Annotated in this window: 17 protein-coding genes and 1 pseudogene; 7 read left to right on the top strand and 11 right to left on the bottom strand. The window is 46.7% G+C overall.

Translation table 11 applies throughout. The annotated features are described in order from the left end of the window. Nucleotides 1-276: 276 nt before the first annotated feature. The 6 genes from PJF56_RS05075 to gloA all read right to left on the bottom strand — a co-directional run bounded on the left by PJF56_RS05075 (nucleotide 277) and on the right by gloA (nucleotide 6,749). A complete protein-coding gene (locus PJF56_RS05075) occupies nucleotides 277-906 on the bottom strand; it encodes a class I SAM-dependent methyltransferase (RefSeq protein ID WP_283761561.1) in 630 nt (209 codons plus the stop codon). A 130-nt stretch (nucleotides 907-1,036) separates the two neighbouring features. Further along, nucleotides 1,037-2,164, bottom strand: a complete 1,128-nt coding sequence (locus PJF56_RS05070; protein ID WP_283761560.1) for a glycosyltransferase family protein — start codon at nucleotides 2,162-2,164, stop codon at nucleotides 1,037-1,039. 33 nt (nucleotides 2,165-2,197) lie between these two features. Continuing rightward, nucleotides 2,198-3,160, bottom strand: coding sequence for a hypothetical protein (locus tag PJF56_RS05065; protein ID WP_347179446.1), 963 nt, complete (start codon nucleotides 3,158-3,160; stop codon nucleotides 2,198-2,200). A 239-nt stretch (nucleotides 3,161-3,399) separates the two neighbouring features. Then, nucleotides 3,400-4,299, bottom strand: a complete 900-nt coding sequence (gene rarD, locus PJF56_RS05060; protein ID WP_283761558.1) for an EamA family transporter RarD — start codon at nucleotides 4,297-4,299, stop codon at nucleotides 3,400-3,402. 351 nt (nucleotides 4,300-4,650) lie between these two features. After that, nucleotides 4,651-6,342, bottom strand: coding sequence for a DUF2079 domain-containing protein (locus PJF56_RS05055; protein ID WP_283761557.1), 1,692 nt, complete (start codon nucleotides 6,340-6,342; stop codon nucleotides 4,651-4,653). Between the two features lie 20 nt (nucleotides 6,343-6,362). Next, nucleotides 6,363-6,749, bottom strand: a complete 387-nt coding sequence (gene gloA / locus PJF56_RS05050; protein ID WP_283761556.1) for a lactoylglutathione lyase — start codon at nucleotides 6,747-6,749, stop codon at nucleotides 6,363-6,365. A 114-nt stretch (nucleotides 6,750-6,863) separates the two neighbouring features. Between gloA and eno the strand changes: the two genes are divergently transcribed. From eno to PJF56_RS22320, 3 genes and pseudogenes are all read left to right on the top strand, one after another. Beyond that, nucleotides 6,864-8,156: a phosphopyruvate hydratase gene (eno, locus tag PJF56_RS05045; RefSeq protein ID WP_283761555.1), complete on the top strand. Its 1,293-nt coding sequence runs from the start codon at nucleotides 6,864-6,866 to the stop codon at nucleotides 8,154-8,156. 121 nt (nucleotides 8,157-8,277) lie between these two features. Next, nucleotides 8,278-10,434 (top strand): annotated as a pseudogene (locus PJF56_RS22400) (glycerol-3-phosphate acyltransferase); the annotation flags it as partial. Nucleotides 10,435-10,899: 465 nt separating this feature from the next. Beyond that, nucleotides 10,900-11,166 carry a PEP-utilizing enzyme gene (locus tag PJF56_RS22320; RefSeq protein WP_430540873.1) on the top strand — a complete coding sequence of 89 codons (267 nt, stop codon included), beginning with the start codon at nucleotides 10,900-10,902 and terminating at the stop codon, nucleotides 11,164-11,166. A 22-nt stretch (nucleotides 11,167-11,188) separates the two neighbouring features. Here PJF56_RS22320 and hisG read toward each other — a convergent pair whose 3' ends face one another. From hisG to dxs, 3 genes are all read right to left on the bottom strand, one after another. After that, the gene (hisG, locus tag PJF56_RS05035; RefSeq protein ID WP_283761553.1) at nucleotides 11,189-11,818 is read right to left on the bottom strand and encodes an ATP phosphoribosyltransferase; all 630 of its coding nucleotides are present in this window, start codon (nucleotides 11,816-11,818) and stop codon (nucleotides 11,189-11,191) included. A 105-nt stretch (nucleotides 11,819-11,923) separates the two neighbouring features. Continuing rightward, nucleotides 11,924-12,817 (bottom strand): hypothetical protein, encoded by an 894-nt coding sequence (locus PJF56_RS05030; RefSeq protein ID WP_283761552.1) that lies wholly within the window; start codon nucleotides 12,815-12,817, stop codon nucleotides 11,924-11,926. Between the two features lie 225 nt (nucleotides 12,818-13,042). Continuing rightward, complete coding sequence (gene dxs / locus PJF56_RS05025) at nucleotides 13,043-14,953, bottom strand: 1-deoxy-D-xylulose-5-phosphate synthase (RefSeq protein ID WP_283761551.1); 1,911 nt, start codon at nucleotides 14,951-14,953, stop codon at nucleotides 13,043-13,045. Nucleotides 14,954-15,104: 151 nt separating this feature from the next. On the opposite strand from dxs, the gene PJF56_RS05020 reads away from it, so the two are divergent. From PJF56_RS05020 to PJF56_RS05005, 4 genes are all read left to right on the top strand, one after another. Beyond that, entirely contained in the window at nucleotides 15,105-15,722 is a 618-nt protein-coding gene (locus PJF56_RS05020) for a hypothetical protein (protein WP_283761550.1), read from the top strand. A 116-nt stretch (nucleotides 15,723-15,838) separates the two neighbouring features. Continuing rightward, complete coding sequence (locus PJF56_RS05015) at nucleotides 15,839-16,168, top strand: hypothetical protein (protein WP_283761549.1); 330 nt, start codon at nucleotides 15,839-15,841, stop codon at nucleotides 16,166-16,168. A 184-nt stretch (nucleotides 16,169-16,352) separates the two neighbouring features. Beyond that, nucleotides 16,353-18,329 (top strand): molecular chaperone HtpG, encoded by a 1,977-nt coding sequence (gene htpG / locus PJF56_RS05010; RefSeq protein ID WP_283761548.1) that lies wholly within the window; start codon nucleotides 16,353-16,355, stop codon nucleotides 18,327-18,329. Between the two features lie 219 nt (nucleotides 18,330-18,548). Further along, nucleotides 18,549-18,947, top strand: a complete 399-nt coding sequence (locus tag PJF56_RS05005; RefSeq protein ID WP_283761547.1) for a Fur family transcriptional regulator — start codon at nucleotides 18,549-18,551, stop codon at nucleotides 18,945-18,947. 409 nt (nucleotides 18,948-19,356) lie between these two features. Here the strand turns inward: PJF56_RS05005 and PJF56_RS05000 are convergent, their stop codons facing one another. Next, nucleotides 19,357-20,385: an SPFH domain-containing protein gene (locus PJF56_RS05000; protein WP_283761546.1), complete on the bottom strand. Its 1,029-nt coding sequence runs from the start codon at nucleotides 20,383-20,385 to the stop codon at nucleotides 19,357-19,359. Nucleotides 20,386-20,418: 33 nt separating this feature from the next. Further along, nucleotides 20,419-20,856: an NfeD family protein gene (locus PJF56_RS04995; RefSeq protein WP_283761545.1), complete on the bottom strand. Its 438-nt coding sequence runs from the start codon at nucleotides 20,854-20,856 to the stop codon at nucleotides 20,419-20,421. Between the last annotated feature and the right edge of the window lie 190 nt (nucleotides 20,857-21,046).

The following is a 21,046-nucleotide window of genomic DNA, read 5'->3' as shown; positions in this document are numbered from 1 at the left end:
GAACGAGGAGAGAGGATGCCGATCGCATGTGACCGAGTATAAAAATGACTTTGTAAGGATTGGATCTAAAGGCGATGCTGTAGGGATCGGGAGTTGAGTGGATGCGGTATGTATAATAGTTAGTCTTAAGTTGACTTTTTCTATTTTGGATTAAAGTTCTTAAGCCTGCCATAGGGTGTACCACTGCCAAGAAGGTTAAATCAGTTGAAAAATGGAGGATTTGTTCTCACTTAGTTCAGAAATCAGAATTGTTACAGATGTCCTCAAGAAGGCCATTTAAGATTGTTTGGCAAAAATAAACTGGCCGTAGCGTTTTGCAATGAGTTTAACCCTTCCATTGTCAGAAAACTCGTTTACGGCTTTCACGACACCATCTCCCCACCATCCACCTAAGTAACAATCATCTCCTGTTATCAGTCCATTAACTTTAACTTTACGAAGTGATAATTGTAAGTCTGCTTTTACATACTCATAGAGGTGATTTCCATCAATATAGATCCAGTCAAAATACTCATCAGGAAACTTTTCTAAAACATCTGTGGAATATCCACGATGTATTTTTATCTGACCCATTTTAATTGAATCGCTAAATTTGTCACAAACTCTAGCATACCGCTCATCCATACTTTTTTGCCCATCGTTTACCTTACCTCCATAGAGTGCATCTTTGTAGTCATTTGAGTCTTGATACTCCCAAGGATCAATCAAGTGTAACTCTTTAGGCGAAAGGGCCTCTATCATCTGCTGCGAGAATTCTCCCTCATGAACACCAATTTCAGCTCCTACAGACTGTTTAGGTAAAGTGTTAAATAGAAAGTCACGTTTTTCTTTCTTAGAATATTTCTGTTTTTTTGCAGAGTGAGGTTGTACGGATTTGTATATTTTGTTTAGGATTTTTTTTAGCATGTCAAGATTTCAGAAATTGTTTCTCTATGATAGCACAAACAAAAATAAACATCAATTAAGATCCCCTCTATTTATTACCGTTTGATGAAAACAAATAGTTACACAATCACCTTTACAAACATCTTAGTAGTTAGGGTTTTTCATGCTGAGATCTTAACCAAAGAGGGGCGAGATTATTCCAGGTTTCGTGTTTAGCCAGTTCCTTGGTTTTTTGACGGATAGATTCTAATTCATCGGGATTTTTTAATAGATGGATGATTTTATGGGCGATCGCCTCTTGAGTGTTGCGATCGGCTGGTTCTCCAGGAACGGTAATGCAATAGGATTTTTCCCCCAATACCGCAAAATCAGTGGTAACGGGCACACAACCGACTAGGGAGGACTCGCGCACGGAGATACAGTCTACTTCCTCATAGGTGCAGCCATAGTAATGGATAGAGGCTGTTGCTTTTTCTGCCATTAGTTGCTCATATCCGACTTTGCCGCGATCGATTACTCCCGGTTGAGCGATGAGTTCCATCATTTTCTGCTTCCAAGGGAGCCGTGCTGGACGCTCATCCCTCTTGGTAAAGCCATAAAAAAGGTGCAGTTCTGCTTCGGGGATTTCCTGTTTAATAATCGGCCAGCCGTAGGATAGCATGGATTCCAGACCCCGGTAATATCTCGAAGCATAGACGAGCTTGTAGGGATTTTTGGGGCGATCGCCCATTTCCAGCACCCAAGGTGACACCCCATTAGGAATAATCACAAATTTTTCATCCGGCACTTGCGGTAAAAGCTGTCGTTGATAGTGACTTTTAGCAAAAATCTTATCAAACTTATCTAAATATTTGGGCGTAAAAGACTTGGGCGGATAAGCCACATCTTGCCATTCTAACCAAATCCGTTTAGCTTGAGTCTCTAGATTCAATAACCCTGGATTGCGGGCGATTAAAAGCGTATCAAACTTATCATACCAATTGCATTGACGGAAATGCTGATAATTAACGCCATTATATACTCCATCTTTACCTTCAGTATTGGTGTAAACCGTAACTTGATACCCTTTTTTTGCCCATTCTTGAGTCAAAAAGATAATAGAAGCTTCCGATCCACTGGCTCCTTTAGCTCGCAAATCAGATTCTAGTACCATGGGTTTATTGCCAACATAACAGGCAATTGAGCGATCGGGCCAGGTTTTTGCTTTGAGTTTCTGGGTTAAGTTGTTTGTCCAGGGTAGTCTACTTTTAATCGCATTTTTCAAGGATTCTAATGGCATATTTTGACCCCAAAAACAGTATTTATCGATCGCTTAAGCACTCAAATAATTCAACCAATCATTGAGTTTTAGATCGTAGTACCCTGCTTGAGTTGAAGGATACTGGCCCGATTCAATGGCTTGTATAATTTCCGGTAGGGCAGCAATAAATTTTGGCGATCGCGTATTCGGATGAATCGTCCAAGCTTGTGGCGAATCCATCGTAGCACGAACATAGGCGTTATTTTCAATCCGTTGCGAGACCATCACTTCCCAAGATGCAAGTTTCCCCTTACCCGTATAGCAGTTGAGGATCGTTTTCATTTGACTCGGTAGAGGATTGAGCCATTGATTACGATAGGAACGCCATAGGACTGGCAACGGGAGTAAAGAATCGAAGCGTTTGCGGTCAATTAAATACGCTCTAGATGAGAAAAACTTAAATTTATAAAATCCGTCTGGATCTTTTGTATATTTTTTTTTGCCTTGATAAAATTTCTTGTCTTCTGTGGGGGGCCCGGATAAGGGACGAACGGCCATCACTTCTGGATGATTTTTGAATACTTCAATACCGGCTTCGATCCAGCTATAATCTGACTGTTGATAGAGCATCATATCACTATCGAAGTGCAGAAGATAATCACCCGTTGGTTCTTCCAGGGAAAAAATTGTGCCTAGAATAGGATAACCTTTATAATTATGGGTCGGTCGGATACTACCGTTACCCAAATGTTTTTGATAAACTTGACGGCGGTAGTCTGGATCGTAGTTAATATCTACCACGCGATCGACGGCTCCAGAAGATAATAACTGGCTACAATATTCACGTACTTGCTCTAATGTTCCTACCCCAGGACGATTGACTTTATCTCCTGAAAGAGGGGCTGTATCGATGGCCAGCAAGCGTTGGCGAAAGGGGAAGTTGCACATCTTCACCAAATGAGGAATGGTGTGCATCATAAATGGAATGTCGGTACGGGCTACCAAGATTGAAAGCGAACAGCTTGGGTATTCCATTAAAACTTCCCTCTTTTTTGTCCTTTATGGTCAATGCATATTTTCTTAACAACGATGCTGGGGCAACGGGTCTTTATTGTTTGAAGATCGTTCATCCTTGTGTAAATCAGATTCGGGTTGAGTATATCTCATCTGAGCTGTCAAATGCAACCCATTCTATCGCGAGTGGGAATAGGATTGGATAGGATCAATTCCTACCGCGATCGAAAATTAAAAGGCCTAACTTTTTGAGGTCTTGATTACTGATAATCGGAAACTTTCGATGCACCCACGACCTGAAGGAGAGAATGGGTTGAATAAATCGCCAGTGCTGTCCAAATGAGGCCAAAGGAGATGGCGTGGGTGCGGGTAAAGGGTTCGTGATAGAGAAAGACGGCTAAAATCAGTTGAAATGTGGGCCCGATATATTGCAAAAAACCCAGGGTTGATAAGTGTAATTTTTTCGCAGCTAAGTTAAACCAGAGTAAGGGTAAGGAGGTGACTAGACCACAACCGATAAATAGGAGGGTGATGGGTAAGGTGAGTCCAAAGTTGCCTGAGCCGGTTTTTGCCCAATGCAGGACTAGAGCGAGGGCAAAGGGGGTCATTAGGAGGGTTTCAACGGTTAATCCGGCCAGGGCTTGGATGGCGGCAACTTTACGGATGAGACCGTATAATCCGAAGGTTAGGGTTAGACCGATCGCAATCAACGGAATTTCTCCGAGTTCCCAAATCAGATTCCCGACTCCCAGAACAGCCAGGATCACGGCGATTATTTTCCAAATATTCAGTTTCTCTCCCAGAAAGACATAGCCGAGGAAAACGCTGAATAGGGGATTAATAAAATAGCCCAAACTGGCTTCCAAAACGCGATCGCTATTCACACCATAAATATAAATGCCCCAGTTCAGCGAGATCAGGGCGGCTGTAGAGAAGAGCAGAGCCAACCGTTTCGGCGATCGCCACAATCGCTTCACTTCTATCAATCGTCCCTGTATCGCCAACACTGCCAACAATAGCAATGCAGACCACATCATCCGATGACAGAGAATCTCCACCGCAGGCACAGACTCTAATAACTTCCAGTACAGGGGTAAGAGTCCCCAGGCTCCATAGGCCAAAACGGCATAGAGAATTCCGATATTAAACTGGATTGACATGCCGACAAAAACCCCGATGAATGAACCCTTAACAATGAATACCTTTAGCTGGAAATTACACTTCCATAATCATAATCTAAAATAATTTGGTTTTTAATCAGGCGATCGCTGCCTGTCCTCAATCTGGGCGAAACCCACCCCTACAAGAATGGGGAATTATGAATTTGTAGGGGTGGGTTTGAAACCCACCCCTACATCAGTGGGAAATGGAGGATAGGGTATACCCACCCCTACATCAGTGGGAAATGGAGGATAGGGTATACCCGCCCCTACATCGGTGGGAAATGGAGGATAGGGTATACCCGCCCCTACCCTGTCTCATGCGGGTTTGAAACCCGCCCCTACCCTGTCTCATGGCACTTGTAGTTGATTCAAAATCGGTTGAATGGATTGTTCATATTCTTGCCATTGCTGTAACTCCTGGGGAACAGAATTAACCCCTTTTTGCATTAAAATCACCCCATTGATAAACTCAGTCACGCCATACTGGGATGTGACAAGCAGATGATTAATTAACCCCACATGGATTTTGAGCAATTCTAAATCATCATCAAACGCCGGTTGATAGCGCACCAAACGCCATAAATCAACCACCAGATAATCCACTGTTTCCACTTGCCCATTATCGCCCCGAATAAACACAAAGGGGGAACGGATAATCTCGCGACGACTCGACAGATGGGGAATGATATAGGTTGTGGCTGCAACACTGGCATCGTCGGGAATTTGACCGATAATCTCATAGATTTCCCGGCTTCTTTGCCATTGTTGGAGGGGGGAGACATAAACCCATGGCTCCACGGCATCGGGCACAATGAAGTATAGCGTGCGATTGGGATTAGCGGCGATCGCCAAAAAAATCGAAGTGCTAAGACAAATTGCCCACACCCGTTTCCAGAAGCGTGTCAGAGAGCGGGGTTTCCGTGGCTTTTTGGGCTGAAAAAAATTATTAAACCCTTCCCCAGACCACCATAAAATCGTCCCATAACAGAGGCCCGGAACCAGAGCAATGGCATAGCGCACATTAATCGAGAGTAAGGAAGTCGTCTGACCGGAGAGTAATTTCAGCAAGGGAAACCCCGCAATTACCCAGGAAGTCGGGGCCACCACCGGCACAAACGCAAGGGGCAGCCATTGAGCGATAATATACCTAATCGTCAGTGAAAATGGCGTAAACAATTCGATCGCCAATTTCCCCGGATTCATCAACATCCCCCCAATGATATCCAGGGTTGACGCTTCCTCTGCCTCCGTATATTGGCCAAATTGCTCCAACATAAAGCGCTTAGAAATATCATCGGAAAACAGGGGCATAATCAGATTGGTCAACGCCAAAATATACCCAAAACTCAGCACACAAACGATCGCCCCAATCCGAGGAAACCGGCGGCTCAAAATCATATACATGCCCACCCCAAACAAAGCAATCCCCGTATCCTCGCGAATGGCCAAAATCAAAGGACACATGAGCGCAAACAGCCACCACCAGCGCTTTTCCATGGCCAGCAGCAGCGTAAACATAAACAGAGGCAACTGGAAATTATCATGGAAATTACACAGAGTTGGCCCAATTACCGCATGGGCCCCATAATAGCTAAATGTAATCCAGCGAGCCGGAGTCGGCTCCAAATACTGCCGAGCCAGCACGTATAACACCAGACCCGCCGCCGAAATCACCGTCACTAATAATACGGATAGGGTCGCCGCTTGCGGAAACAAAGAATAGAACGGCAACCAGAAGAGCAAAGCCGGGGTAAAATGCTGTCCCAACCGGTGATAACTCACCTCTGGCACTTCCCCAGCATGAACCACATTCGTCGAAAGCTGCGACGACAGGCTACTTTGGAAAAAATTCCCCTGGACTCCATTCCACATCACCTGATTAAAAATGCCCTGATCGTAGGACGAGTAGAACGTGAAATGGCGATGCAACACCAGCACCATACAGACCATCAAAAAAAATCCCCCGACCATTAGCAGGGGCTTCCATTCATTCGCTTGAAGGGGGGTTATGTTTCTCCCTTGCTCTACATTGGCAGTCATATAACTCTTGCCGAAGCTCTCTAAGACTTTGTTTGGATCAGTTCCACTTTATAGCCATTCGGGTCTTCCACAAAAGCAATTACCGTCGAACCATGCTTCATCGGCCCCGGTTCGCGCACCACTTTACCGCCTTTCCCCTTAATTTGGTCACAGGTTTGATAAATATCCTCAACCCCTAGGGCAATATGACCATAGGCATCGCCGAGAGTGTACTGGTCTTGACCCCAGTTATAGGTCAACTCCAGAACGGTATGATCCGACTCTTCCCCATACCCAACAAAGGCTAGGGTAAACTCTCCCCCCGGATAGTCCTTCTGGCGCAGCAGTTTCATCCCTAAAACGTCACAATAAAAGCTTAGAGACTCTTCTAAATTTTTCACTCGTAACATGGTGTGTAAAAATCGCATGGTTTAATCTCCAAGTTTCAATCCCAAATACTTTCCAAAATTCAAGGCGGATTGGCTATCCATGGCGTATTCTAACAAACGTTCCCTAGACACAATAAGGACAACTCTAAGATTATGCCTGAACTCGATACTGCGATCGCCCAAATCAACGCCCGCGAAATTCTCGACTCTAGAGGCCGCCCCACCGTAGAAGCAGAAGTCTATTTAGCCAATGGTGCTATGGGGTTAGCCCAAGTCCCCAGTGGTGCATCAACTGGCAGCTTTGAAGCTCATGAACTGCGAGATGATGACCCCGCTCGCTATGGTGGCAAAGGAGTCTTAACCGCCGTTCGCAACATCAAAGAAAAAATTGCCCCCGAACTGGTGGGGATAGACGCTCTCAATCAACGGTTGGTCGATCATCTGATGATTGACCGAGATGGCTCCAGCAACAAGAAAGAATTGGGCGCAAATGCCATCCTCGCTGTTTCCCTGGCTACTGCCAAAGCGGCCGCCGAAACCCTAGGATTGCCCCTATATCGCTATTTGGGCGGCCCTTCTGCCAATGTCCTCCCGGTTCCCATGATGAATGTGATCAATGGTGGGGCCCATGCAGACAATAATGTCGATTTCCAAGAATTTATGATTGTCCCCCATGGCGCATCTACGTTTAAGGATGCTCTGCGTTGGGGTGCAGAGGTGTTTGCGTCCTTGAGTAAGGTGCTTAAAGAGCGCAATTTACTCACGGGAGTGGGAGATGAAGGGGGATATGCACCCAACTTAGACTCTAACCAAGCGGCCCTGGATATCCTCATGGAAGCCATTAGCAAGGCGGGATATGAACCGGGAAAACAAGTCTCCCTCGCCTTAGATTTAGCGGCCAGCGAATTCTACGACAATGGCAATTATACTTATGATGGCTCTTCCCACTCGGCGGAAGAGTTTGTGGGCTATTTGGGGGATTTAATCGATCGCTATCCGATTGTTTCCATGGAAGATGCTCTCTTTGAAGATGATTGGGACAATTGGAAACTGGCGACGGAAAAATTGGGCGATCGCATCCAACTCGTCGGCGATGACTTATTTGTGACCAATCCCATCCGCTTACAGCAAGGAATCGATCGCTCCGTCGCCAATGCCATTTTGATTAAACTCAATCAAATCGGGTCTCTGACCGAAACCATGGATACCATTGCCCTCGGCGCTCGCTCCAGCTATCGTTCCGTCATCAGTCACCGCTCTGGAGAAACCGAAGATACCACGATCGCCGATTTAGCCGTCGCCACGAACGCGGGACAAATCAAAACCGGTTCCCTCTCCCGCAGCGAACGGATCGCCAAGTATAATCGCCTATTACGCATTGAAGACGAATTAGGCGAACTGGCCGTTTATGCCGGAACCGTTGGTTTAGGGCCCAAAATTAGCTAGAAAGAAACGGGAATGGGGAGATCCGGAAACACTCAGATGTCCTATTCCCATCCTCCCCATCTCCCCATTGTCATATTAAGATCGCCATCAACGACCACTCGCGGATCATTGCGGATCATTTATGTCTATGGAACTGCTCAAAGGTCTGGCTATTTTAACCCTCTGTCCATTGCTCGGCGGCACTCCCCTGATCCAATGGCTAACCTTGGCCTTGACTGGCAAAAACTTAGCTCAACTGGGGACGGGCAATATTTCGGTCTCGGCGGCCTTTTATCATGGGGGTAAAGTGGCCGGCATCAGTGCCGTCTTATCGGAAGCGGGAAAAGGGATCGGTGCAGTTCTCTTGGCGCGATCGCTCTTTCCCCAGAGTCCCGTGTGGGAAATCCTCGCCCTCATTGCCCTAGTTTTGGGGCGCTACTTCATCAGCAAAGGCGCAGGAACCACCAACGCCACCTGGGGATTAGTGGTACATAATTGGCAAATTTCCCTGCTTGTGGGACTGATTGCCCTGGTGGGTTTGGCTATCGTCCGGGAGCGCAAATCCCGTCAATATGGGATTTTAATCCTGTTTCCCCTGCTTCAGATTCTCATGCATCCGAGTGCCAAAGGTTTGGCGATCGCCACCATCTCCCTCAATGCCACCCTTGCGCTCATCTACCAACACATCCCCGACGACCTCGATCTTCCTGCCGACTCCTCCACCCCAAACCCCAATATGCCCTCATTTTTTTCCCGAAACTCCGGTATTCTCTCCCTTGATCGACCCCTCAAATCCCAAGAAGTCGGTGCAAAAGCCGCTAACCTGGCCTACCTAAAAAAACTCGGTTATGCTGTACCACCGGGTTGGATTTTACTCCCTGGAGATGACCCCCAACCAGCCATCGACTGGCTCAAACCTTCCCCCCAAAACCCTCTCATTGTCCGATCTTCAGCCTTTGGAGAAGATACCAATTACTCCTCGGCCGCCGGTCAATATACCAGTATTCCCCAGATCGCCAACCCCCAAAGCCTCCACCAAGCCATCCTCACCTGTATGCGATCGGCCGATAATCCCCAGGCGATCGCCTATCGGCAAAATCGACAACTCCCCGATACCCAAGTCGCCGTTTTAATTCAAAAACAAATTGTTGGAGTTTTTTCCGGTGTCGCCTTTAGCCGCGATCCCATTGCCCGCAGTGGCGATGATGTAATTATTGAAGCCCTTCCCGGAGATCCCACCCTTGTCGTATCCGGTCAAGTGACTCCAGAATCCTACCGCGTGTTAGTCGTTGAAACCGAGGGAGAACCCACGACCCAAATCTTAAATGGCGACGGAGATATTCCCCCCGCCTTAATTCACCAAGTGGCTGAAATTGCCCGTCAAATTGAAGGCCACTATTACGGAATTCCCCAAGATATTGAATGGACGTATGATGGCCAACAACTCTGGATTTTACAAACTCGCCCCATTACCACCCTGATTCCCATTTGGACCAGAAAAATCGCAGCAGAAGTAATTCCCGGTTTTATTCATCCCCTTACCTGGTCAATTAATCAGCCCCTCACTTGTGGAGTCTGGCGCGATATTTTTGCCATTGTTTTAGGCACAAAAATTGCTAATTTAGACTTAAATCAATTAGCCACGCTCCACCATTCTGTTGCCTATTTTAATGCATCTTTATTAGGGGATATTTTCCGCAAAATGGGACTGCCTCCCGAAAGTTTGGAGTTTCTCACCCGAGGAGCCAAGTTTACCCGACCGCCCGTATCATCAACGGTAAAACAGATTCCGGGATTATGGCGACTGTTGCAACGGGAATGGTTTCTAGAAGAGGATTTTGAGCGCGATAACCGTCAGTGGTTTGCCCCTACCTTAGAGCAATTGAAAAGCCAATCTCCTCAAACGCCACAGGAGTGTTTAGACCGAGTAGATTTAATTTTAGAAACTCTTAAGCGAGCGACCTATTACAGTATTTTGGCTCCGTTGAGTTTCGCCTTGAGGCAGGCGGTCTTTCGGGTTTCTGAACAGGATTTGGATTATCAGAAAATGCCGGAAGTTGCGGCTCTCGAAGCCCTGAAAGAGTTGGCCACTTGTGCCCACCATTTGTTACCCCATTTGGAGACGGAAACCCCGGAAAGCTTATTTGGTCGGCTGTCTGAACTACCGGATGGTCAGAATATTATCGATCAGCTTTACGAGTTTATGCAAGATTATGGGTATCTGAGTGAGGTGGCTACAGATATTTCCGTTCCTCGATGGCGGGATCATCCGAGGATGGTTAGGGATATGTTTTTAAGACAGTTACATGATATCAAAGGCGATCGCCCCAAAACCTTACCGAAAGGCTTAAAAATTCAAATTGTACAAGTGCGCTTAAATCTTAAAGGTCGCGTTACTCAAGTCTATAGCCAATTGTTGGCCGAGTTGCGCTGGAGTTTCTTGGCTCTAGAGAAGTTCTGGATAGAGGCGGCTATTTTACACAGTAAAGGGGATATCTTTTTTCTGACTTTGCCGGAGGTACAAGGGGTGTTGTCTGAAAATACGGATATCTCCGGATCGGCGAAGAGTATACCGGAAATAATTGCGACTCGCAAAGCGGAGTTGGCTGAAGATAAAGAGGTGAAATCTATCCCTTATGTGGTCTATGGCTATCAACCCATCAAAAGACTCACCCCTTCTCCTCACAGACCTATACTCAAGCAAGGGCAAAAGTTATCGGGCATTGGCGCAAGTCCGGGACAAGCGGAAGGTCGGGTAAAAATAATGCATCAATTACAGCAGGTAGGAGAAGTGAATGCGGATACAATTTTAGTCGTTCCTTATACGGATTCGGGTTGGTCTCTAGTCTTAGGTAAGGCAGGGGGATTGATTTCCGAAGTTGGGGGAAGGCTATCCCATGGGGCGATCGTGGCGCGAGAGTACGGAATTCCCGCAGTAATGGATATTCCCAACATTATGGAACGCTTGCATGATGGGCAATGGGTTCGCATTGATGGGGAAAAAGGAATTGTGGAAGTGATTAATGAATAATGGATAATGGATCGAGGTTAGCTTAAGAGTTTTGCAATTGGGTAATCCAGCGATCGATCCCTTCCACATTCAGGCGATAACTTAAGGGATGGGCAATCAAATAGGCGGTACTATCGAATAATTTCTTAATTTCCACTAACCCATTTTCCTTCAAGGTTTTGCCTGTAGAGACTAAATCGACTATTGCCTCAGACATATCTGTAATCGGCCCAAGCTCCACAGAACCATACAAGGGGATAATCTCCACGGGCAAATCTAACCCATGGAAATATTCCCTGGCACAATTGACCGATTTAGAGGCAACTCGACAATGGGCAGGTAAATCCAGCACTTCTTCATACGGACTCGACTGCTTCACCGCTACAGACATGCGGCAATACCCAAAACCGAGATCGGCAAGTTGGGCAACATTCGGTTTCTTTTCCCGCAACACATCATAGCCGACAATCCCTAATTGGGCTTGTCCATATTCGACATAAACGGGCACATCTTGAGCGCGAACCAATAACCCTTTCATGGTTCCCGTCGGATCGACAATTTGCAGTTGACGGTTACTTGAGTCCAGAAAGGCACTAAAATCGAGGCCCGCTTGCTGGAGCAGTTGAATCGTTTCTTTAAGTAAGGCCCCTTTGGGGATGGCAACGGTAAGCATGATCGGAGGATGAGGGGATAGGGGGATAGGGACGTTAAGACCCTAACGCAGTTTACCATCTACGATAGACATGGGAGAAGCCAGGTTTCTGGGAACACCAGGGGATTAATTTTCTGGACTAAACCGGGCTAACAACTCCTCACGAGAAGCCTGCATACAGACCGGAATCAACTCTTCTAGAGCCAGTTCCATCATGCTGTCTATCATTCCCACTAACTCCTCATCCAAAGAACCAAAGCGAGTCCTCAATAACGTTTCAATCGTTACTCGTTTAGCCTGTTGAACACCTTCTTGTACTGTATCTTCTCGCCATTTTAAGTAAGCGGGGGTTAATTCCATAACTAACTCCTGGTCTTCTGGATTGAGGTCTATTTTAGCTTGTACATTAATCCGCCATACGCCAATGAGTTCTAGAATACTACGCCGTTGCGGATCATCATCTGGCAGCTCTAGCACTTGTTGGATGGCTCTTTTCTGGGTTCCCCCTTTTCCCAACAGTCTTAACCAGAGGGTTTCTGGGGTTTCGGGGAGTTGGTTAATGGCGATAATTCCGGTGTGGAAAAGCTCGGCAAATCGGTAAACTCCCGTACACCAATTTTTCTCATCTGCATGAGCGCCACACAACTCTACAACTCTTTCGGATACGGTGGGGGTTAAAATCCACAGATTGGGTAAGGTTTGGGTATCTATAGGTTGTTTGTCTCGTGTTGCCTGACGATAGAATTCTCCATGGATGTACAGCAGTTTGAGGACACAACTACTAATTTCTCGTTTACTGGGACAGTTGCGAAACGGTTCCCATAGGCAAGGGGTAGAGGCAAGTTGAGCGAGTAAACCCAAGGGTGGAGGGTTACTGGGAGGTTCCGGGGAAGGTTGGAAAAAGAGGTCAATTTGCAGGGTTTCCCCTGGAATTTCGCGACTAATTTCTACGGTTCCCAGGGGTTCGAGCAGTTCTTTTAGGTATTGTTTGGCAAATTGATCGTGGGTTTGCCGAGTCATGGCAATGAACAATTAACAATTAACAATTTTCATGTCGGCGACAGCCGAAACAATGGATTTGTAGGGGCGGGTTAACCCCATAACTAGAAGACTCACCAGCCCATTTTGTAAACCCGCCCCCCTTCTCTGTCTCCCTCCAGAGTTTACGTCTATACAAACCAGAAGCGTTGTAGATGGGATGGGGAGATGGCTTATTCCCCATTCCCCATTCCCTATTCCCTAAAATTAAGCGTTGACGGGGGTGGGCTGGTTTTGGAAAAAACGATCGCGGATCGAATCTGCCATTTGTGCTGGCATTAATCCTAAAGCGGTTTTCGATTGATCGGGCGTAGCATGATCCACGAGGATATCGGGGACACCCAAACGCTGAACGGGAACCACGATATTGGCATCCATTAGCGCTTCTACGATACCAGAGCCAAAGCCACCGATTAAGCTGCCTTCTTCCAGGGTGACGACGCGACCGATTTTTTCGGCTAAAGGTAGAATCAACTCCGTATCTAGGGGTTTGGCAAAGCGAGCATTAACCACGGTGGTTTCTACGCCATATTCGCTCAACAGTTCGGCTACCTGTAGGGCAGGATGCACCATGGAACCATAGGCAACTAGGAGTAAATCATCGCCATTGCGTAGGATTTCCCCTTTACCAATTTCCAGAGGTTCCCAGCCTTCTTCCATCAGAGGCACACCGTAACCATTGCCGCGAGGATAGCGCATGGCGATCGGGCCATCGGTATAATCAATACCCGTGACAATCATCCGTTGCAGTTCGCCTTCATCTTTGGGAGCCATCAGCACCAAATTGGGCAAGCAGCGCAAGTAGGAAATATCATACATTCCTTGGTGGGTGGGGCCATCTGCACCGACAATTCCCGCCCGGTCTAAGCAGAAGAAGACGGGGAGTTTTTGGATACAGACATCATGAATTACTTGGTCGTAGGCCCGTTGTAGGAAGGTGGAATAAATGGCAGCGACGGGCCGCATTCCTTCGCAGGCTAACCCGGCAGCCAGGGTCACGGCATGTTGTTCGGCAATGCCCACATCGATATACTGGTCGGGTAATTTGGCGTGGAGTTTATCTAGACCCGTTCCCGTGGCCATGGCTGCGGTAATGCCGATAATCTTGGGATTATTTTCGGCCAGTTGGGTGAGGGTATGGGCAAAGACTTTGGAATAGGAGGGGGGTTTGGGCTTATTGGAGGGGATGGCCTTACCGGTTGCCAGGTTAAAGGGACTTTGGGCATGATAGCCGACTTGATCGTTTTCGGCGATCGCATAGCCTTTTCCTTTTGTCGTTGATACATGCACCAAAACCGGCCCCTCGATTTGGTGCGCTTGCTCAAACGTGGTGATTAGCTCCTGTAGATCGTGGCCATCCACTGGCCCCATATAAGTAAAGCCCAATTCCTCAATCACGGCCCCAACTTTAGAGACCGCCAAGCGCTTCATCCCTTCCTTGACTCTCTCCATCTCTGGGGTAAAGGTTTCGCCCAAGAAGGGAATATGCTTAAACTGTTCTTCCAAGTTATCCGTCAAAAACTGCATCTGCGGACTCAGGCGCATTTTATTCAGATACCGGGAAATGGCTCCCACATTGGGGGAAATGGACATTTCATTATCGTTTAAGATCACCAACAGCCGTGTATGGGGTAAATGGCCGGCATGGTTAATCGCTTCTAGGGCCATTCCTCCCGTGAGCGAGCCATCTCCAATGATGGCAGCAACGTTATAGTTTTCGCCCATCCTATCCCGTGCCAAAGCCATTCCCAGTGCCGCAGAAATGCTCGTAGAAGCGTGTCCAGCACCAAAATGGTCAAATTTGCTCTCCGATCGCTTTAAATAGCCCGCAATGCCATCTTTTTGCCGTAACGTATGAAATTCGTTGTAGCGTCCCGTAATCATTTTATGGGGATAGGCTTGGTGACCCACATCCCAAACGACTTTATCGTGGTCAAGATCCAGGGTTTGATACAGGGCTAAGGTCAGTTCAACCACCCCTAAACCAGGGCCTAAATGCCCTCCACTAGCCGCGATCGTTTGTAGATGCTTTTCTCGGATCTGACGTGCGACTTGTTCCAATTGGGCAATGGACAGGCCATGTAATTGGTTGGGGTGAGTGAGTTCACTTAAATGCATAGGTTAAGGTGTCCTCTGTTTTCTATAAACTTAGTTTTCCATACCTTATCCACTGTAAATTATTAGAGAGCAGTTGTAGCTTCTAATCTCACTTCAGGCAATAATTAGAAACAACTGCTGGCCCTGTTGTGTTTTGTGAGGAGTTGTCAGGATGTCTAATCCTAAATTTCGCCTAATGTCTGCCTTGAGTCCTTTGATGGGTGGGGTTTTGGTCGCCTTCAGTGCTGTACTTGTGCCCCCGGAACCGGCGATCGCCCGCAATGGCTTTGAAACCTGTGATTATGAGTTAGCTCAGATGGGAATCTCTGCCCCAGAGCGCTCTAAGGCTTGTGGTGCTGCCTTATATCCCAGGGATATTTCCGGATGTGTCATCGGAATTGCCAATGATAATGATGATATTGATCCCGCAGCCGCCTTGTCTACCTGTCGGCAAGTGCGCCGTCCCCTAGATTTGGCCAGTTGCGTCACTGATATTAATGGCATCGATGAATCGGATCTGATCGCCAGCACTGTACTAGAGACTTGTCGGCGATCGCTCTTACCCCGACGCTTTGCCCAATGTGTGGTGGGGATCAGTCGGGATATGGATTTAACTCCCCAAACGGCGATCGGTGATTGCATTGAAGCTCGCGAGCAACCCAGAGGATTTTATCCCGATTTATCCAGGGTTGGCCAACCTTTAGCCCCCACTCCCGGAGCGCCTCCACCCCTACCCCTGATTCCTGGTATTGAACCGGATTTAGATCAGTTAGGTATTCCCAGTCGATAGCAGGAGGGAATGGGGAATAGGGAATCTCCCCGTCCCCAAATCCGGATGAATCCTCCCCAAGCTATGGCAAACTATTAACGGCAACTAAGCGATCGCGTGAAGGTGTGAGCGAAACCATGAGTGAATTTTTAGATTATCTTAAACCCAATTACAAGTATGCTTATGTGGCGGTAGGTGAATTTAAGCCAGGTAAGTTTGCCGAAGCACGAGAGCTGTACGAAGAGGCGATCGCCACCTATAGCCAGGGATTTGAGGGAGCCTACTTGCTACAGGAACCGGGAACAGACCGGGGAATTGCCGTGATCTTCTGGGATCATATTGAGGATATGGAAGCCAATAAGAATGAGGCCAATGAAAAAATTTTACACAAGATGCTACCGTTGTTTGTTGAGCCTCCGGTAACCACGTTCTATCAAGTTTGTAGTGAAATCCGTCCCCAATCTTAAACGGCGATCGCCTCCCCCGTCTTCTGTCATTTTCCGAGAGTGGCAGAAGAGCGCTATCAAAACCTCTATAAAGTAGGGAGATCCGAATCAACGGTACGGTGCAGTCGTCTAGGCAAACTGGCCTCCATCTTCCAAAATTAGAATATCTATCTATGTCACTTCTCGCTATCCTTTATTATCAACGATGACGACTGTACTTGAACAAGGCACAATCAATATTCATACCGAGAATATTTTCCCGATTATCAAAAAATCCCTCTATTCTGACCATGAGATTTTCTTTCGGGAATTGGTTTCTAACGCGGTAGATGCGATCGCCAAATTAAAAATGGTCTCCCACACCGATGAATTTTCCGGTGAAGTCGGAGAACCCGAAATCGTGATTACTCTTGATAAAGAGAAGAAAACCCTCTCCATTAGCGATAATGGCATCGGTATGAGTGCCGATGAAGTCAAAAAATATATTAACCAAGTTGCCTTTTCTAGCGCCGAAGAATTCCTAGAAAAGTATAAGGGAACCACAGAAGAAGGGATCATCGGCCACTTTGGTCTAGGCTTTTATTCTTCCTTCATGGTGGCTAAACAAGTAGAAATCGATACCCTTTCTTATCGGGAAGGAGCGCAAGCGGTTCACTGGACTTGTGATGGTTCCCCAGCGTTTAAGCTCGAAGATTCGGAGCGTACCACCCGTGGAACAACCATTATTCTGACTCTGATGGATGAAGAGGAAGAATACTTAGAACCGACGCGGATTAAACAGTTGGTGAAAACCTACTGTGATTTTATGCCCGTTTCGATTATGCTCGATGGAGAGCAAATTAATAAGCGGGATGCTCTCTGGCGTAAATCTCCCCAAGATCTCACGGATGAGGACTATCTAGAGTTTTATCGCTATCTCTATCCCTTCCAAGAAGAACCCCTGCTGTGGATTCATCTGAAAACCGATTATCCTTTCCTGCTCAACGGGATTCTCTATTTCCCCAAACTTAAGCCGGATGTGGATGTCACCAAAGGACAGATTAAGCTGTTCTGCAATCAGGTGTTTGTCTCTGAGCATTGCGAGGAAATTATCCCTAAATTCCTGCTTCCCATGCGCGGGGTGATTGACAGTCCCGATATTCCCCTGAATGTATCTCGATCTGCTCTGCAAATGGATCGCACCGTCCGCAGGATAGCAGACTTTGTGGCCAAGAAAGTCGGCGATCGCCTCAAAGAACAATACCGCGACTCCCGCGAAGACTACATCAAGAGCTGGAAAGACTTAGGCACATTCGTTAAATTTGGCTGTCTCAACGACGACAAATTTAAGAACCAAGTCGAAGATATCATCATCTACCGTACCACTTGGGACGGCGAAACTGCCGAGACTACCCCAGAAGTACAAGTACAAGCAGAAGAAGGAGACGCTTGGCAAGAGGTTCAACCCAGCAACAAAGACGCTCAAGGACACACCTATAGCACCTTAAAAGAATACCTAGAGCGCAACAAAGAGCGCCACGAAAATCGCGTCTTCTACTGCACCGATGAAGTCAACCAAGGAACCTATATCCAACTTCACCAAAATCAAGGGTTAGAAGTTCTCTATATGGACTCCTTCATCGATCCTCACTTTATCAGCTTCCTAGAGCGCGAGCATTCTGATGTCAAATTCTCCCGCGTGGATGCCGAAATTGACGAGCAATTATTGGATAAGGAAAACGACAAGGAAATTGTCGATCCGAAAACCAATACCACTGCCAGCGAACAGATTAAAGAACTGTTCGAGAAAGCCCTTAATAAACCCAAACTTCAGATTCGCACCGAATCCTTGAAAGGCAATAATAACGAACAAAATCCACCCGCCATGGTATTATTGCCCGAATTTATGCGCCGCTTGCAGGAAATGAACGCCATGTTCCAACAAGAAACAGCGAAGTTTCCCGAAGAGCATATTCTGTTAGTCAATACCGCTCATCCACTGATTCAAGATTTATTGCGCTTGAGTCAAGGCACAATCATTTCCGGTGAAGGATCTTCCCCTTCTGCGGAATTAGCCAATCTGATTTGTCATCAAGTTTATGATTTGGCTCTGATGGCACAAAAAGGCTTTGATTCCGGTGGAATGAAGTCTTTTGTCGATCGCTCGACGCAGGTTTTAACCCGCTTAACGGCGAAAGCGTAATTATCAAGCCAATTTGTAGGGTGGGCAGTGCCCACCCTACCCCTATAGCTCATCATTTTAGAGAAATTCCCAATTTGCAGTTAGAGAATTGGTTGGCGAGTAGAGAATTGGTTGGCGAGCGAGCGATGAGGAAAATTTCACCAAGACAAGCATTACACAAAGCCTTTCCGTTGGGGTAATACTTGAGTTTTAATTACAATTTTAATTATTATACTGGTCATGAAATCTAAGTATACTCGCAGTCAACAGAAAATTATTACACTTCTGAAAGAGATTCAGCGATCGCTCTCTGCTCAAGATATCTATGTTGAACTACGCAGTCGCAGTCAAACCACCGGACTAGCAACGATCTATCGCGCTCTAGAAGGACTCAAACAAAAAGGTGCGATCCAATCTCGCACCTTACCTAATGGGGAAGCAGTCTATACCTCGATTGAACAGGATCGACATCACTTAACTTGCTTAAGATGTGGTGAGTCGATTATACTCCCGGAATGTCCCGTGCATGACCTAGAAACGAGTCTGCAAAAATCCTACGAGTTCAAAATCTTCTATCATACCCTAGAATTTTTTGGACTGTGTGAACAGTGCCAACTGTTACCCGCTTCCGAGCTTTAAGAGGGTGTTGGTGAGCTTTGAATCGATTCCATGGGTAGTCCATGGGTAAGGTGGGCAGGCTCTGCTTGTAGAAGTTGAATCATGTCACTTATCCTCCTGCCCACTCTACTGGACTGTTTAAGCTAAAATAGGGCGATAGGTTTCCCGGAGTGCGAGCGTCTCGCTCGCTAGGGAAAACAACAGCGAGCAAGATATTTGTCCTGCGGACACGCTACGCTACCCACTCCTCTAATGCATCAAATTAGATGAAACAGTCCACTACTGCCGTGACAACCCTAAAATGGTGGGTTACGGCGGATTGATAGATTGCTGTCAGAGTCTAGGTTTTAGCCGCCTAACCCACCCTACGCTAATGCACATTTTTAGCTGTGTCACGGCACTAGGGAGCAAGATGCTCCCACTCCTTACTTTAAGATTGCGATCGCATAGCTTTTAAATCCTGGTCTAATTCACTAGGCATGGTATTCACCTCTTCTGAGTCTAAGGAAGTCACCGCATCACCGACAATTGACCGCATTCCCTCCAGGGCAGAGGGAATACTGCGAGGGTCCATAAACATTACCTTACTGCTCTCGCTACTGCCAATTTTCATGCCCATATCCATATAGTTTTGGGCGATTAAAAATTGCAGTGAATCCTTGGCTCTCGGATCGGCTTTGAGCATCTTGGTAATAATTTGCATGGCTTCGGCGGTTCCTTGGGCTTTTAATACCGATTGTTGCCGTTCTGCTTGCGCCCTTAAGACCGTCGCTTTTTGTTGCGCTTCCGCATCTAAAATTGCTGCTTTTTGCCGCGCTTCCGCGTCTAAAACCTGGGCTTCTGCCCGTCCTTTGGCACTGTTAATGGCTGAATCTCTTTCTCCTTCCGAAGTTAAAATGGCTGCCCGTTTTTTCCGTTCGGCAGACATTTGCAGCTCCATGGAATCTTGCACGGCTTTAGAGGGGACAATATCCCGCAATTCTACTCTTGTGACTTTAATGCCCCAAGGATCGGTAGAAATATCCAATTCTCGCAACAGAACTTCATTCACTTCTGAACGAGCGGTAAAGGTTTGGTCTAACTCTAATTGACCCATTTCGGCGCGGATCTGAGTTAGCACTAAATTGGTCATTGCCGCGTTCAAATTTTCCACCCGATAATAGGCTTTTTCTAAATCCATTATCTTCCAATAGACGACGGCATCCACGCTAATCGATACATTATCACGGGTAATACATTGTTGCGCCGGGACATCGAGAACCTTTTCGCGAGTGGTTTCTTTGAAAGAAATGCGATCGACTACAGGGACTAAAAAATTTAAGCCGGGTTCGAGTTTTTTACCATTATATTTTCCTAGACTTTCTACCAGCATTTGTTCGCTTTGTTTAACGATTTTAATGCAAGATAAAGCACTACCCCCGACAAATAGAGCAACGAGTAGACCAAATAGTTCACCCATGGGAAAACCTCCATATCATTTAATTCAAGTTCTTTAAGAATTGAGCATTTTTTGGGGAATCACGATTAACGTATTCCCTTCTCGACGGAGAACATAAACCATTTCATCAGGGGCGATCGCCTCTTGGGGGTCGTCGCACTTAGCCCACCAAGAATTACCTTCATATAACACCCGTCCGGGTTGACCGGGTAAAATTTCGGTTAAGGTTTGCGCTTCCTGGGAATCACCAATACTATAGGGAGTCCGCTTGGGTAAGAGTTTGCGCGTTCCTAAGACCAACCCCAAAGAGAACAGCATCCAAAGTCCAATTTGTATTCCTAACCCCAGTTGAGGAAGCAATAAGGACACCCCAGCCACCGCAAAGGCTCCGACTCCCATGAGTAGCTCAATAAAAGCGGTGGGGGTAAACAGTTCCATCACGCAGAGGATAAAGCCAGCAATTAGCCAAATAAATACAGGATTGAGAGCCATGCCGATTTATGAACACAGGGTTGAGTAAGAAAAGAGGATCGATGAATCCGTGACATACTCCCACACTAAGCTGACGCTATAGTGTGGGCTTCTCGCTTCGCAGTCCCGCTATTGCGTCGGACTCCACGAGCTTTAAGGACGCAATGCCCTGCCGCCCTATTTTTTATGTTTATTGCCCCATTCAAGTCAC

Origin of the sequence: Roseofilum halophilum BLCC-M91, from assembly GCF_030068445.1 — a bacterium.
Taxonomy (GTDB): domain Bacteria; phylum Cyanobacteriota; class Cyanobacteriia; order Cyanobacteriales; family Desertifilaceae; genus Roseofilum; species Roseofilum halophilum.
Note: the sequence above shows the minus strand (reverse complement) of the source record. Positions and strands in the feature narration are given on the sequence as shown.

Bases quoted from the DNA above. Each gene is read 5' to 3' on its own strand.
- PJF56_RS05005 (WP_283761547.1), top strand. From the start codon at position 18,549: ATGAAATCTAAGTATACTCGCAGTCAACAGAAAATTATTACACTTCTG.
- PJF56_RS05015 (WP_283761549.1), top strand. From the start codon at position 15,839: ATGAGTGAATTTTTAGATTATCTTAAACCCAATTACAAGTATGCTTAT.
- hisG (WP_283761553.1), bottom strand. From the start codon at position 11,818: ATGCTTACCGTTGCCATCCCCAAAGGGGCCTTACTTAAAGAAACGATT.
- PJF56_RS05065 (WP_347179446.1), bottom strand. From the start codon at position 3,160: ATGGAATACCCAAGCTGTTCGCTTTCAATCTTGGTAGCCCGTACCGAC.
- PJF56_RS05020 (WP_283761550.1), top strand. From the start codon at position 15,105: ATGTCTAATCCTAAATTTCGCCTAATGTCTGCCTTGAGTCCTTTGATG.
- dxs (WP_283761551.1), bottom strand. From the start codon at position 14,953: ATGCATTTAAGTGAACTCACTCACCCCAACCAATTACATGGCCTGTCC.
- PJF56_RS05000 (WP_283761546.1), bottom strand. From the start codon at position 20,385: ATGGGTGAACTATTTGGTCTACTCGTTGCTCTATTTGTCGGGGGTAGT.
- PJF56_RS05030 (WP_283761552.1), bottom strand. From the start codon at position 12,817: ATGACTCGGCAAACCCACGATCAATTTGCCAAACAATACCTAAAAGAA.
- PJF56_RS05075 (WP_283761561.1), bottom strand. From the start codon at position 906: ATGCTAAAAAAAATCCTAAACAAAATATACAAATCCGTACAACCTCAC.
- PJF56_RS05055 (WP_283761557.1), bottom strand. From the start codon at position 6,342: ATGACTGCCAATGTAGAGCAAGGGAGAAACATAACCCCCCTTCAAGCG.
- PJF56_RS05070 (WP_283761560.1), bottom strand. From the start codon at position 2,164: ATGCCATTAGAATCCTTGAAAAATGCGATTAAAAGTAGACTACCCTGG.
- PJF56_RS22320 (WP_430540873.1), top strand. From the start codon at position 10,900: ATGCATCAATTACAGCAGGTAGGAGAAGTGAATGCGGATACAATTTTA.
- PJF56_RS04995 (WP_283761545.1), bottom strand. From the start codon at position 20,856: ATGGCTCTCAATCCTGTATTTATTTGGCTAATTGCTGGCTTTATCCTC.
- gloA (WP_283761556.1), bottom strand. From the start codon at position 6,749: ATGCGATTTTTACACACCATGTTACGAGTGAAAAATTTAGAAGAGTCT.
- htpG (WP_283761548.1), top strand. From the start codon at position 16,353: ATGACGACTGTACTTGAACAAGGCACAATCAATATTCATACCGAGAAT.
- eno (WP_283761555.1), top strand. From the start codon at position 6,864: ATGCCTGAACTCGATACTGCGATCGCCCAAATCAACGCCCGCGAAATT.
- rarD (WP_283761558.1), bottom strand. From the start codon at position 4,299: ATGTCAATCCAGTTTAATATCGGAATTCTCTATGCCGTTTTGGCCTAT.